Source organism: Ruegeria sp. HKCCD7559 (assembly GCF_013110575.1).
Lineage (GTDB): Bacteria > Pseudomonadota > Alphaproteobacteria > Rhodobacterales > Rhodobacteraceae > Ruegeria.
Map to the genome: position 1 here is coordinate 51,469 of NZ_WVQU01000003.1, position 13,915 is coordinate 65,383.

The window sequence follows — 13,915 nt, forward strand, 5'->3', positions numbered from 1 at the left end:
GGCGCAAGGCCATTGTGGCGGCATGACACAGACCGCCCGATCTCTGACTTTCAAATCGCCCGAAGAAACCGCAGTTTTCGCACGCCAACTGGGAACATCACTGCGCCCGGGCGATGTTGTTCTGCTGGAGGGCCCGATCGGCAGCGGCAAGACGCATTTCGCGCGCAACCTCATTCAGTCATTGATGGCAGAACCCGAAGATGTGCCCTCGCCAACTTTCACTTTGGTCCAGGCTTACGACACGCCATCAGGGGAAATATGGCATTGCGACCTGTATCGTCTGAGCGCGGCCGAAGAAGTTGACGAACTGGGCCTGACGGACGCTTTCGATACCGCAATCTGCCTTGTGGAATGGCCGGACAAGCTGGGCCCGTTGGCGCCCCAAGGCGCGTTGACGTTGACCTTTGAAACAGACCCTAACAATATCGATTTCCGCTGTGTGACCCTGTCTTGGACTGCTCCGAAATGGGCGGAAAAACTGGAGAGAACTGCATGACCAACAGGACGGTCCTGGCCGAGGCCCTGATTGCACAAACACCCTGGGCCGGGGCAACACGTACGCCACTGGCAGGCGATGCCTCGAACCGGCAATACGAACGGCTGATTGATCCAACTAACGGGCGCACTGCGGTTTTGATGGACGCGCCACCTGAAAAAAGTGATAATGTTGAACCCTTTGTGCGGGTCGCCGAATACCTCCGATCGGTTGGTCTGAGCGCGCCGGAAATCTACGCCGAAGATGCCCAGTACGGTTTTCTGTTGCTGGAAGATCTGGGTGATGACCTTTTTGCGCGCGTCCTGAAAAAAGACCCGGGCAAAGAGCGCGAATTGTACCGCGCCGCCACCGACGTGCTGCTCCACCTGCATCGGGCGCCTTCTCTTGCATTGCCGTCTTATGATCCGTCCCTGATGACGGAACTGGCGGCATTGGCTTTCACCAAGTATGCGGCCGGTATCCTGGGAATATGTGATGAAGACGCCCTGTCCCGGTTCGAGCACCGGTTCGCGGATATCCTGCATCGTGAAACATCCGGTTCGAAAGTGGTCATTCTCAGGGATTATCACGCAGAAAACCTGTTGTGGCTGCCGCAGCGCGAAGGCGTGAAGCGCGTCGGGTTGCTGGACTTTCAGTTGGCCATGCTGGGGCACCCGGCCTACGATCTGGTGTCTCTGCTACAGGATGTACGCCGAGATGTCTCGGCCGGGATCGAAATGCAGATGATCAACCACTATATCTCTGCGTCAGGTATGGACGACCATGAATTCCGCACGGCCTACAGTGTTTTGGGGGCCCAGAGAAACCTGCGTATCCTTGGCGTCTTCGCACGTCTGGCGACGGAATATGGCAAGCCTCACTATGTGGACATGATCCCGGCCGTCTGGGCACATCTGATGCGCGATCTGGATCACCCTGCCCTGGTTTCGGTGGCGTCCCTGCTGCACGAAGCTTTGCCCAGACCCACACCGGAAAACCTGGCCAAGTTGAGAACGCAATGACCGGATCGCCATTTGCCGTAATGCTGTTCGCAGCCGGGTTCGGCACCCGTATGGGCGCGCTGACCAAAGACCGGCCCAAGCCATTGATCGAAGTGGCGGGGCGACCACTGATTGATCATGCGCTGGGTCTTGTCGAAGATCTTGATCCCGTCCGTACCGTTGCCAACCTGCATTATCACGCTGATCAACTCGCGGCGCATCTCGGCCCCAAGGGCGTTCTGCTGTCTCGGGAAGACCCTGAAATTCTGGAAACAGGTGGCGGATTGCGGGCAGCTTTGCCGATGCTGGGCACCGACCCCGTATTCACGTTGAACACGGACGCGATCTGGTCCGGACCAAACCCTTTGACCCTGTTGCAGCACGCCTGGGACCCGGGTCGTATGGATGCGCTGCTGATGTGTGTTCCAGTTGCGCGAACCGTTGGTCATATTGGATCGGGTGATTTCACCGCTGGAAAAGATGGACGGATCACGCGCGGTCCTGGTCTGGTTTACGGCGGGGCCCAGATCCTCAGGGCCCAGGGTTTGCATTCGTTCTCGCAAACTGCGTTTTCACTCAACCTGCTCTGGAACCAGATGCTTGATCAAGGTCGGCTTTTTGCGGTCGAATACCCGGGACGCTGGTGCGATGTAGGTCGTCCGGAAGGCATCGCGCTGGCCGAGGGTTTGCTGGCTGATGTTTGAATCCGGCACCTTACCCCGTGTATTTGCCGTGCCTCCCGGCACGGATTTCCCCAAGGCATTGGTCGATGGCCTGCGGCAGCGCTGTTCGGGCCCGCCCGACGCTTTGGCGCGGGTAGAGTTGGTGCTGAACACACGACGCATGGAACGGCGCGTCCGCGATCTGTTCAATCAGGGGCCACCTTGCCTTCTGCCCCGTCTCTCGTTGGTGACGGACTTGGGTGAAAGGGTTGATCTGGCGCGGATCCCGCCTGCTATCCCGCCTCTGCGGCGGCGTCTTGAGTTGACTCAGCTTGTGTCCAAACTGTTGGAGCAACAGCCGGACCTTGCCGCCCGGTCATCGATCTTTGACCTGTCCGACAGTCTGGCCGCGCTGATTGACGAAATGCAGGGCGAAGGCGTATCGCCCGAAGCGATCCGGCAGCTGGACGTCAGCGACATGTCCGGACACTGGTCGCGGGCACAAGCCTTTATCGGCATCGCGGATAAATTCATCGACACCGGCAGGCAGACGATGGATGCACAGGCCCGCCAGCGCCGCGTGGTCGAAAACCTGATCACGCGATGGCAGATTGCCCCCCCGCAACACCCGGTCATTCTGGCGGGCTCTACCGGGTCCCGTGGCACCACCCTGATGTTGATGGAAGCCATCGCGCGCCTGCCGCAAGGGGCATTGGTGCTGCCCGGATTTGATTTCGACCAGCCGGATCACGTTTGGCAGGGGTTGGATGATGCGTTGACGTCTGAAGATCACCCACAATACCGTTTCCGCAAGTTGATGCGCGCGCTGGAACTTGCACCGGGTCAGATCACCCCATGGACGGACTTATCGGCCCCCTCACCCTCGCGTAACCGATTGATATCACTATCTTTACGTCCGGCGCCCGTCACTGACGCCTGGATGACCGAAGGCCCCGGACTGTCCGATATAAAAGGCGCAACCGACGGCCTGACGCTGGTCGAGGCTCAATCGCCTCGCGCCGAGGCATTGGCCATCGCCCTGCGCCTGCGGCAAGCGGCGGAAACAGGACAGACCGCCGCTCTGATCACGCCGGATCGCATGTTGACCCGCCAGGTCAGCGCCGCGCTGGATCGGTGGAACATCGTGCCGGACGACAGTGCGGGCCTGCCGCTACAACTTTCCCCGCCGGGACGTTTTCTGCGCCATGTGGCCAACCTGTTCACACGCCGTCTGGAAGGCGAGGCGCTGCTGACCCTTTTGAAGCACCCGCTATGTCATGATGGCGGTGATCGCGGAATTCATTTGCTGCACACGCGTGACCTGGAACTTGACTTGCGCCGTCACGGCCCGCCCTTTCCTGACAGTGCAAGCCTTGCGGCTTTTGCGGTGCGTAAAGAGGCCCAGGAAAGCTGGGTGAAATGGGTCGTGCAGCATTTCTGCGAACAGCAGATCACCAGTGAACTACACCTCGCAGACTGGGTGGAGCGTTTGATGACACTGGCCGAGGCGATTTCGGCCGGCAGCACGGGTGAAACGGGCACTCTGTGGGACAAAAACGCAGGCCAAAAGGCGCTGGAGGTGCTGAGTTCTCTCAGTGCAGAGGCGCAGCATGGCGGCCTGATGACGGCCCATGACTTTGCCGATCTGCTGGGTGCTCTGCTTGCGGGTGAAGAGGTTCGTGACCGGGATGCGCCGCATCCGCATATCATGATCTGGGGCACGCTCGAGGCACGGGTGCAGGGCGCCGACCTGCTGATCCTTGGCGGGTTGAATGAAGGAAGTTGGCCAGAGGCGCCAACGCCCGATCCCTGGTTGAACCGGCAGATGCGTGACAAAGCCGGCTTGTTGCTGCCCGAACGCCGGATCGGCCTGTCTGCGCATGACTTCCAGCAGGCCATCGGGGCACCCGAAGTATGGTTGACCCGCGCGATCCGCTCGGATGATGCCGAGACGGTTCCGTCGCGCTGGCTGAACCGACTGACCAACCTTTTGCAGGGTTTGCCGGGTCAGGGAGGCCCCGAAGCTCTGGCCAAAATGCGCGCTCACGGCGAAAAATGGTTGAACTGGTCCGAGGCACTGGAAGATGCGCCGCCGATCGACCCCGCACCGCGTCCTTCTCCGCGCCCACCGGCCGCCGCACGTCCGCGCCGTCTGTCTGTGACCGAGATAAAGAGGCTGATCCGCGATCCATACGCGATATACGCCAAACATGTGCTTCGGCTGAAACCGCTAGATCCGCTTGTACAGGCACCCGATGCCTTGCTGAGAGGCATTGTGATTCACGAAATCCTCGAGCATTTCATCAAGGACAGCGTCCTCGACAGCGCTTTGCTGACGCGGGACAATTTCCTGAAACGGGCGCATGCTCTGTTGGATCAACACGTCGCCTGGCCGACGGCCCGTAAACTGTGGTTGGCCCGGCTTGAGCGGATCGCGGATGATTTCCTCGGGGCAGAGCTCGCGCGCCGGAAGGATGGTGGCCCCGTGGCGTTTGAGGCGGTGATGAAACTGGCGCTGCGCCCCCTGGATTTCACCATTGTCGGGCGCGCGGACAGAATCGATTGCAACAGCCGGGGCGCGTTGCGCATCATCGACTATAAAACCGGCGCACCACCGACGGAAAGCCAGCAATCCAAATTTGACAAGCAGTTGCTGATCGAGGCGGCCATGGCCGAGCAGGGCGGGATTGAGGGCCTTGACCCGACAAGCGTGGCCGAAGCCATCTTCATCGGTATGGGTGGCAGCTATAAGGAGGTTGCGGCGCCCCTGGCGAAAGAACCGACCGACAAGGTTCTTGCCGAACTGAAAGAGTTGATTTCCGCCTATTTAGAGCCTGATCAGGGGTTTTCGTCCCGGCGCATGCTGCACAAGGATACGGATATGGGTGATTATGATCACCTGGCGCGGTTCGGCGAATGGGACCGGACATCGGAAACACACCCCGAGGATCTGACATGAGCCCGCGCAACGACGCAACCGAACGGCAGGTACAGGCCGCGCGCCCCGATGCCTCGACCTGGCTGGCGGCCAACGCCGGGTCCGGCAAAACCCGGGTTCTGACCGACCGTGTGGCGCGTCTGCTGCTGGGCGGGGTCCAGCCTCAGCACATTCTGTGCCTGACCTACACCAAGGCCGCCGCCAGCGAGATGCAGAATAGGTTGTTCAAGCGCCTTGGCAAATGGGCCATGCTGGATGATACCCCCTTGTTGGTGGAGCTGACCGACCTTGGTGTACCCGGCGAAATCGGCTCGGACCGGTTGGCGCAAGCACGCACCCTGTTTGCCCGCGCCATCGAAACGCCGGGTGGTCTGAAAATCCAGACCATCCACTCGTTCTGCGCGTCATTGTTGCGACGCTTTCCGCTGGAGGCTGGCGTTAGCCCGCAGTTCACCGAAATGGAAGACCGCGCAGCAGCCTTGCTGCAAGAGGAAATTGTCGAGGATTTCGCCGCGGGCCCGCAGGCCGGGTTGATTGAAGATGTGGCCCGGTTCGTCACGGACACGGGGTTTGATAAACTGACCGCTGCGATCACGCAAAAACGCAGTCTTTTTGCGCAGCCGCTCGAATGGTCCGATCTGCTGCAACGCTTCGGTCTGCCCGCCGGTTTTGACGAAACAGCGCTGCTTGCCCGGGTTTTTCTTGGTGGCGAAGTCGAACTCATCCAGTCCATACTGCCCGCTTTGACCGAAAGCGGAGGCAACAATGCCAAGGCCGCTGCAAAACTGGCCGCATTCAACGAAGCCAGATTGATACATCTACCCATGTTGGAAAGCGTGTTTCTGACAGGGAAGGGCGCAAAGGAACCCTTCACGGCCAAACTCAACGCTTTTCCCACCAAACCCCTGCGCGAAGGTGTGTTGGCCGACCGGATGCCGCAGATCGAGGCCTTCATGCAGCGGATCGAAACCGCGCGTGAACAACGTCTGGCGCTGGTCGCGGCGCAGAAAACCGCGGTTCTGCACCGCTTTGCCGCAGCCTTCCTGCCGGAATATGAACGGCGCAAGCAGTTGCGCGGCTGGCTGGATTTCGACGACCTGATCCTGCGCGCGCGGCAGGTGTTGAACGATCCGGCAGTGGCCGAATGGGTGCTGTACCGACTGGACGGTGGCATCGATCATATTCTTGTGGACGAAGCGCAGGACACCAGCCCCGATCAATGGGACGTGATCGAGAAACTGGCACAGGAATTCACCAGCGGGGAAGGGGCCCGATCCGGGGTCGAGCGCACGATCTTCGTCGTCGGCGACAAGAAACAATCGATCTATTCCTTTCAGGGCGCCGATCCACAGGCCTTTGACAGAATGCAGGAAGAGTTTGGCCGGAAACTGTCTGAATCAGGCTCTAAACTGTGGGATTCGACGTTGGAATACTCGTTTCGATCCTCCAGCGCGATCCTGACCGTGGTCGATATCCTGTTTGATAACCGCTCTGATGCGGGGTTTCACAAGGACAGTCAGCACCGTGCTTTCAAGGCCGATCTGCCGGGTCGTGTTGATCTTTGGCCCGTTGTCGAAAAAGTTGCGGATGCCGAAGACGGGGATTGGACCGATCCGGTCGATCGTCCGGGCGCACGGCATCACACCGTCATTCTGGCCGAGAAAGTTGCACAGTCGATCAAAGACATGATCGAACGGGGCGAGACGATCCCGGAAGATGGCAAATCCGGCCAATTCGTTCGTCGAAAAGTGCAGCCGGGGGATTTTCTGATCCTCGTGCAACGCCGCTCGGACCTGTTTGCCGAGATCATCCGTGCCTGCAAGGCGCTGCACCTGCCCATCGCCGGAGCAGATCGGCTGAAAGTGGGCGCTGAACTGGCGGTCAAGGATCTTGCGGCCCTGCTCAGCTTTCTGGCCACGCCCGAAGATAGCCTGTCTCTGGCGACGGTTCTCAAGTCCCCCTTGTTCGGATGGTCCGAACAGCAGCTTTTCGATCTGGCGCACCGTCGGAAGGAACAGTTCCTTTGGGCCGCACTGCGCAACCGCGCGGAAGAGTTTCCGGAAACACTGTCTGTGCTGAATGATCTGCGCAGCCAGATCGACTTTCTGCGCCCCTATGATCTGATCGAACGTATCCTGACCCGCCATGACGGACGGCGCAAGCTGTTGGGGCGGTTGGGGGCGGAAGCCGAAGACGGTATCAACGCGCTGTTGTCGCAGGCGCTGGCCTATGAGCGAACGGATATCCCCAGCCTAACGGGATTTCTGGTCTGGATGCAGACCGACGATCTGGAGATCAAACGACAGATGAGCGGCGTCGGCAACAGAATCCGGGTGATGACCGTTCATGGTTCAAAAGGGTTGGAGGCGCCGATCGTCATCCTGCCGGATACCGGCAAGCGCCAGCCTCCGCGTGACGCAGAGATCATGCTGGCCGGCGGAACACCCCTGTGGAAAGTGTCGGCGGACGCATCACCAAACCTGATCTCGCAGGCGCGGGAAGAGGCGCGCAGCCGTGAGGAAAACGAACGGCTTCGGCTGCTATATGTGGCTCTGACACGGGCGGAAAAGTGGCTGATCGTGGCGGCGGCAGGTGATTTGGGGAAAGACGGCAACAGCTGGTATCAGATGGTCGAGGCGGCGATGGATCGGGCCGGGGCCGCTCAGGTGCCGGGTACCGATATCCGCCGTCTGTCCCACGGGGATTGGGACGCGCTGCCCTTGATCGATCAACCGAACACTGTCGTTCAGCAGGTCGAATTGCCGGACATGTTCCAACATCCGGCACCGGATCCGGTTGCGCCTGCCGTCACGCTCAGCCCTTCGGATCTGGGTGGCCCTAAAGCGTTGCCCGGCGATGCCGGCCTGGATGAAGATGCGGCCAAACTGCGCGGAACCCGCCTGCACCTGTTGCTGGAACACCTTCCCGTCGCCGAGAAAGACCTTTGGCCAGAGCTTTGCGCGCGGTTGCTGCCCGATATGCACGAAACGGACCGGCAAGAGATATTGAGCGAAGCCGTAACTGTGCTGATAGCGGAAGGTTTGCAGCCCGTCTTCGCGCCTGACACGTTGGCCGAAGTGCCCATTACAGCCGCTCTGAACGGGCAGCGGATGCATGGGGTTGTTGACCGTCTAATCCTATCGGAATCGGAAGTGCATGTGATTGATTTCAAATCAAATGCCACCGTTCCAGACCGCGCGGAAGACTGCCCCGAAGGCCTGTTGCGACAGATGGGGGCATACGCGCAGGCGCTGGCGCAGATCTATCCGGATCGCAGCATTCGTACCGCCATTCTGTGGACCCGCACGGCGCGGCTGATGTGGTTGCCACACGATCTTGTGACAGATGCTTTGGCCCGCACCCGGATATCTTGACCTTACCCGATGCGGCACATACGTTCTGTTCCCAAGTTTACCCCATTCAGGAGACAGAATATGTCGACCGTAGCCGTAACCGACGACACCTTTGACGCCGAAGTCAAGAATTCGACCGTTCCCGTGGTCGTGGATTTCTGGGCCGAATGGTGCGGCCCCTGCAAGCAAATCGGCCCTGCGCTGGAAGAGCTGGCGGCCGAGTATGGCGACAAGGTCAAAATCGCCAAGGTCGATGTGGACAGCAACCCGAACTCAGCCGCCGCCATGGGCGTGCGTGGCATCCCCGCGCTGTTCATCTTCAAGGACGGTCAGGTCGTTTCCAACCGCGCGGGCGCGGCGCCCAAAGCCGCCCTGCAAAGCTGGATCGACGAATCCATCTAATCTGGTCCTAACAGATTATCTCGAAGGCGCCTCTGATCGGGGCGCCTTTTCTATTGAAGACATCGGAGACACCAATGGCAAAAACGCGGGTCCTTGTGGAATTCGGGATGGGCACATCCCTGCGCCGGATGGACTATACCCAGGCGTCACTGCGGGCGGTCAAGGATGCGCTTTGGCACAACTCGGTCAACATGGCGGAACTGTTCGGGTTTCCGAAAGAGGCGATGATCATTGATGCCGAAATTGGGGTTCAGCAGCCGGATCAGGTGGACACCGAAGCGTTGAAAGCTGTCTTTCCCTATGGTCATCCGAATATCACTGTCACCAAAGGCGGGCTGGACATCGCAAAGCCCCACAGTGACGGGCACACGGTCATCGCCAACGCTGCCCTGATCGTTTCCTTCGACATGGAGCCCACACAATGAGTGAAAAACGCATCATTCTGGAGATGGGAACAGGTAACGACCTGTATGGCCGGGACTATACCAAGGCAGCCCGCCGCGCGGTGCAGGACGCTTTGCACCATTCATCTATCACGTTGTTTTCAAAACTGGGGATCGACCATTCCGAAATGCGCGTCAGCGTCACGATCGGTGTGCAGGATCCTGAACAGGTGGATTGCGATCTGGTTGCCGCGGATCTGCCGCGGGGCAGGGCCGAGGTTCGTGCAGTCAAAGGTGGGCTTGACGTTGTCGACGAAGAAGCGGGAACGCGGCACGTGGTTGCAACTGCGGCGATCGAGGCGTTTCTGCCTGATCTTTCCGGAAAATACGTGCAAGGCTGAAAAAAGAAAAAGCCGCTCGGAAATCCGTGCGGCTGTCATGAATTGGCGATCTGCGGGAACATCAGAGATCGGCGATGTCTGCGCGGCTCAGGCCGATATCGTCAAGCTGGGCGTCGCTGAGTTCCGACAGGAGTTTGCGGGTTTTGCGGGATTCTTTCCATTCGACAACGGTGTTGACGACATTGGTGAACGCGTCCACTACGTGCAGGATGGTAGCTGCTCCGAGCGGCGCATGAATGTTAGCTGTGGTTGCCATGTGCGCGGTCCTTTGTAAAGAAACAGCCGACCCGTTGTCGGTTGTGAGCCTCATGTAGTCCTGCATGCCCGGACTCACAATTGCTGGTCCGGTAACCCCGGAATGCGTTTTTTGCATATCTTTTAAGCAACTGAAGAACGGGTTGCGCCAACCTGCGACCCAGCCCATATATACCGCCAGCGAAAACGGAGACGATCATGGCAGACAACGACTTTCCCGGTTGGCACGGCACAACGATCATTGGCGTCAAGAAAGACGGTCAGATCGTCATAGCCGGTGATGGGCAGGTCAGCCTTGGTCAAACCGTGATCAAGGGCACGGCCCGCAAGGTGCGTCGCCTGTCTCCCGGAGGGTCCGAAGTTGTCGCCGGCTTTGCCGGGTCGACGGCCGACGCCTTCACGTTGCTGGAACGGCTGGAGGCCAAGCTCGAGGCGACACCGGGCCAACTTGCCCGTGCTTCTGTGGAATTGGCCAAAGACTGGCGCACCGACAAATACCTGCAAAAGCTCGAAGCGATGCTGATCGTCACGGACGGCAAGGACATGTTCGTAATCACCGGGGCGGGTGACGTGCTGGAACCTGAACACAACGTGGCTGCCATCGGATCCGGGGGCAATTTTGCCCTGGCCGCTGCCCGCGCGATGATGGACAGTGACAAGTCGGCGGAAGAGGTCGCGCGTCAGGCAATGGCCATCGCGGCCGATATCTGTGTCTATACCAATGGCAAGCTGACGGTTGAGACGATCTCAGGCTAACAGCGCCGAGATCTCCTTGCCTTTCCAGCGGCGATGCATGCCGATCAGGCCAATGATCGCTGCGATGATGACGATGTAATAGGGCACGCGGATATCGATGCTCATCAATCCGCCCCCGATCAGCGACATGATCCCGCCCGCAAGGCAGAACACGGCAGTGGTCACACCCATGACCCAGCCCTGATCCGCTTCGCTGACGCTGGAAGAGAACAGCCCAAGCATGGTGGGGTAGGCGATTCCGAACAGGAAATAGAAGAAAAAGACCGGCACATAACTGAACACGCCGCTTGGGCTGAAGGCGAACGCGAAGCCGCAAATCACCATGACGATGAGCGATGTGCGGATTATCGCATGTTTGCTGAATTTCTCCTGCGCGGGTTTCACCAAAAACGTGCTGGAGAAGGCCAGCGCCACACCGATGACGACCATCGCCACGCTGCCGCCGATGACTCCGTATCCGAAGGCGCTGGTCAGGAAATTGTCGACAAAGACGTAGAAGGTGACATTGGCGATCATGAAGAACGAATAGACCGGCAGGATCTTCAACACCATCGGATGACCACGCACCGCCATCAGGCTGTCTGTTATGTCACGGGGACGGAAAACAAAGGGCGCGCGATCCGTTCGGGTATCCTGGAAGAAAAACAGGACCAGAAAAATTGCAATCAGCACAAGGACAAATGCGCCGAAAAAGGGCGTTCTCAGCGTGGCGAAGCCGCCCAGCAGGGCGGCGTCAGACAAGACCGCGCCGATGATCGGCCCGCCCACAAGACCAAAGCTGACGCCCGTCACGATATAGCCCATGTTCCGGTCCCGGTCTGTCGCGTCGGTACTGCCGTCGATCATCGCCGCTTGCGCAATGGGTTGGTTGCCCGCAGTGAATCCGGTGATCGAACGCCCGACGATCAGCAGAAGAAGGTTGTTGAGATAAAGCGCGGCAATGGTCAGGGCATAACCGGCCAGAGCACCGCCCAGGCACACCAGCAAAGCGTTCTTGCGCCCGATCGAATCCGATACTTTCGAGACATAGACAACGCCCAAAAACCACGACAGGAAAAAGCACCCGATCACGAGGCCGTAATAGAAATGCCTGCGCCCCTCGGGCGTGTTTTCGGGCAGAAACCCGGATTTCGTTTCCATGATCAGCGAGTTGATGATGGGAAAGACCAGCCCCTGTCCGATCAGATCCACAAACACCACAAACAGAAGGGTAATCTTGGCAATTCTCGTCATTAAATTCGTCCCCGGCTCCAATGCCTTGGGACAAGTGTAACAGACGACGACTTTGTTACCTAACGGTGCGTCAGCAACCGGAGGACCCGGCCGCTGACCGAAAGAATTACTTCAGCGACGCAACACCCAGCGGCACACCCGCGACCTCGCACCAGATGTACACCTCATTGTAGCCAGAAACATCCATGGTCGGCGGAACGGCATAGGATTGGCTGCCGGTCAAGTTCAACAGCGCGCCCAGCTTGGTGTCGGGCGCATAGGTCCCATCTTTCCCGAAGGCCACCCGTGGGTCAGGGCCGCCGTCCAGCCAGAAATCATCGCCCAACTCGACGATGTAACGCTCGCCGTCCTTGACCAGCTTCACCGATCCGCTGGTGATGTGGTTCGACCTGCCTTCAAACGTGCCTTTCTTTTTGGCACCTCCGGCCAAAGCAGCCCGGGTGCCAACCAAAGCAAGAGCAGCGCCCGTGGCGGCAGCTTTCGCAAAAAGCGAACGACGAGTCATCATGATAAGGTATCTCCATATGAATGTCGCGGGCGACCTGCCCGTCACGCAAGACTATGGGGCACACACCGTTCCGTGACGATTCACATCGCCACCAATTTCCGTGTGCTACGTGTGAGTTGGTGTGAGTTTTCCGTGATCAGCTTGTGTTTTCGTGTCTTATGATTAGGTTCCGTTGCGAAACAAACGGATAGAATTAAACATGACCGACCTGACCCCGCGCGAGATTGTCTCGGAACTGGATCGCTTCATCATCGGGCAGAAGGACGCCAAGCGTGCCGTTGCCGTCGCCTTGCGCAATCGCTGGCGCCGCAAGCAATTGCCGGACGACATCCGGGAGGAAGTATATCCCAAGAACATCCTGATGATCGGCCCTACCGGCGTCGGCAAGACCGAAATCAGCCGCCGTCTGGCCAAACTGGCCCGCGCGCCGTTTATCAAGGTCGAGGCCACCAAGTTCACCGAAGTCGGATATGTCGGCCGAGACGTAGAACAGATCGTGCGCGATCTGGCGGATGCGGCCATCCTGCAAACCCGCGAGTTCATGCGCGAAGACGTCAAGGCCAAAGCGCATCAGGCCGCCGAAGACCGCGTGATCGAAGCCATTGCTGGCGCGGATGCGCGCGAAGGCACGCGCGAGATGTTCCGCAAAAAGCTGAAAGCCGGCGAACTGGACGACACGGTGATCGAGCTGGAACTGTCCGACACCACGAACCCGATGCCGATGTTCGACATTCCGGGGCAGCCGGGTGGTCAGATGGGCATGATGAATCTGGGCGACATCTTCGGCAAGGCCTTTGGCGGACGGACCGTCAAGAAACGCATGACCGTCGCCGAAAGCTATGATGCGCTGATCGGGGAAGAGGCCGACAAGCTGCTAGATGATGAAACCGTCACCCGCACCGCGCTGGACTCCGTCGAACAGAATGGCATCGTATTTCTGGATGAGATCGACAAGGTTTGCGCCCGCTCTGACGCACGCGGCGGCGATGTCAGCCGGGAAGGCGTGCAGCGCGACCTTCTGCCCTTGATCGAGGGAACCACCGTCAGCACCAAGCACGGTCCGGTCAAAACCGACCATATCCTGTTCATCGCCTCGGGTGCGTTTCACATCGCCAAACCGTCGGATCTGTTGCCGGAATTGCAGGGGCGCCTGCCGATCCGTGTCGAACTGCGCGCCCTGACCGAAGAAGACTTCGTGCGCATCCTGACCGAAACCGACAATGCCCTGACCTTGCAATACACGGCGTTGATGGGCACCGAAGACGTGACCGTCAGTTTTACCGAGGACGGCATCGCGGCATTGGCGAAGATTGCAGCTGACGTGAACCAGAGCATCGAAAACATCGGCGCGCGGCGGCTTTACACGGTCATGGAGCGGGTTTTCGAAGAACTGTCCTTCGCTGCACCGGACAAAGCCGGTTCGGAGATCACCGTTGATGCACAGTTCGTCAGCGACAATCTTGGTGAATTGACCAAGTCCTCTGATCTGAGCCGTTACGTTTTGTAACACGGCCAGCCGTTTTTTGCCGTTGTTTTGGTCTTGCCATG

13 protein-coding genes are annotated in these 13,915 nt (G+C 59.2%); 10 read left to right on the plus strand and 3 right to left on the minus strand.

Annotated features, from left to right (window positions below; genetic code table 11):
* The first annotated feature begins 22 nt into the window (after positions 1 to 22).
* From tsaE to GS605_RS10785, 8 genes are all read left to right on the plus strand, one after another.
* Complete coding sequence (gene tsaE / locus GS605_RS10750; RefSeq protein ID WP_171723986.1) at positions 23 to 496, plus strand: tRNA (adenosine(37)-N6)-threonylcarbamoyltransferase complex ATPase subunit type 1 TsaE; 474 nt, start codon at positions 23 to 25, stop codon at positions 494 to 496.
* Complete coding sequence (locus GS605_RS10755) at positions 493 to 1,497, plus strand: aminoglycoside phosphotransferase family protein (protein ID WP_171723987.1); 1,005 nt, start codon at positions 493 to 495, stop codon at positions 1,495 to 1,497. The genes tsaE and GS605_RS10755 overlap by 4 nt, the downstream gene beginning before the upstream one ends.
* Positions 1,494 to 2,180 carry a nucleotidyltransferase family protein gene (locus tag GS605_RS10760; protein ID WP_171723988.1) on the plus strand — a complete coding sequence of 229 codons (687 nt, stop codon included), beginning with the start codon at positions 1,494 to 1,496 and terminating at the stop codon, positions 2,178 to 2,180. The genes GS605_RS10755 and GS605_RS10760 overlap by 4 nt, the downstream gene beginning before the upstream one ends.
* On the plus strand, positions 2,173 to 5,097 hold the full coding sequence (gene addB / locus GS605_RS10765) for a double-strand break repair protein AddB (RefSeq protein ID WP_171723989.1): 2,925 nt from the start codon (positions 2,173 to 2,175) through the stop codon (positions 5,095 to 5,097). The genes GS605_RS10760 and addB overlap by 8 nt, the downstream gene beginning before the upstream one ends.
* Positions 5,094 to 8,450: a double-strand break repair helicase AddA gene (gene addA / locus GS605_RS10770; protein ID WP_171723990.1), complete on the plus strand. Its 3,357-nt coding sequence runs from the start codon at positions 5,094 to 5,096 to the stop codon at positions 8,448 to 8,450. Before addB ends, addA begins: the two co-directional genes overlap by 4 nt.
* Positions 8,451 to 8,459: 9 nt before the next feature.
* The gene (gene trxA / locus GS605_RS10775; protein ID WP_348539528.1) at positions 8,460 to 8,831 is read left to right on the plus strand and encodes a thioredoxin; all 372 of its coding nucleotides are present in this window, start codon (positions 8,460 to 8,462) and stop codon (positions 8,829 to 8,831) included.
* A gap of 74 nt (positions 8,832 to 8,905) precedes the next feature.
* Complete coding sequence (locus GS605_RS10780) at positions 8,906 to 9,256, plus strand: Lin0512 family protein (RefSeq protein WP_171723991.1); 351 nt, start codon at positions 8,906 to 8,908, stop codon at positions 9,254 to 9,256.
* Positions 9,253 to 9,615: a Lin0512 family protein gene (locus tag GS605_RS10785; RefSeq protein WP_171723992.1), complete on the plus strand. Its 363-nt coding sequence runs from the start codon at positions 9,253 to 9,255 to the stop codon at positions 9,613 to 9,615. Before GS605_RS10780 ends, GS605_RS10785 begins: the two co-directional genes overlap by 4 nt.
* Before the next feature lie 61 nt (positions 9,616 to 9,676).
* Here GS605_RS10785 and GS605_RS10790 read toward each other — a convergent pair whose 3' ends face one another.
* Positions 9,677 to 9,871, minus strand: coding sequence for a DUF1127 domain-containing protein (locus GS605_RS10790; protein ID WP_152459629.1), 195 nt, complete (start codon positions 9,869 to 9,871; stop codon positions 9,677 to 9,679).
* Positions 9,872 to 10,068: 197 nt separating this feature from the next.
* Here GS605_RS10790 and hslV point away from each other — a divergent pair, with 197 nt between their 5' ends.
* Complete coding sequence (gene hslV / locus GS605_RS10795; protein ID WP_171635337.1) at positions 10,069 to 10,626, plus strand: ATP-dependent protease subunit HslV; 558 nt, start codon at positions 10,069 to 10,071, stop codon at positions 10,624 to 10,626.
* Here hslV and GS605_RS10800 read toward each other — a convergent pair.
* Both GS605_RS10800 and GS605_RS10805 read right to left on the minus strand, forming a co-directional pair.
* A complete protein-coding gene (locus GS605_RS10800; RefSeq protein WP_171723993.1) occupies positions 10,618 to 11,859 on the minus strand; it encodes an MFS transporter in 1,242 nt (413 codons plus the stop codon). The two genes, hslV and GS605_RS10800, sit on opposite strands and share 9 nt — an antisense overlap.
* A 106-nt stretch (positions 11,860 to 11,965) precedes the next feature.
* Positions 11,966 to 12,367 carry a DM13 domain-containing protein gene (locus GS605_RS10805; protein ID WP_171723994.1) on the minus strand — a complete coding sequence of 134 codons (402 nt, stop codon included), beginning with the start codon at positions 12,365 to 12,367 and terminating at the stop codon, positions 11,966 to 11,968.
* Positions 12,368 to 12,566: 199 nt separating this feature from the next.
* Between GS605_RS10805 and hslU the strand changes: the two genes are divergently transcribed.
* The gene (hslU, locus tag GS605_RS10810) at positions 12,567 to 13,874 is read left to right on the plus strand and encodes an ATP-dependent protease ATPase subunit HslU (protein WP_171723995.1); all 1,308 of its coding nucleotides are present in this window, start codon (positions 12,567 to 12,569) and stop codon (positions 13,872 to 13,874) included.
* Positions 13,875 to 13,915 lie beyond the last annotated feature (41 nt).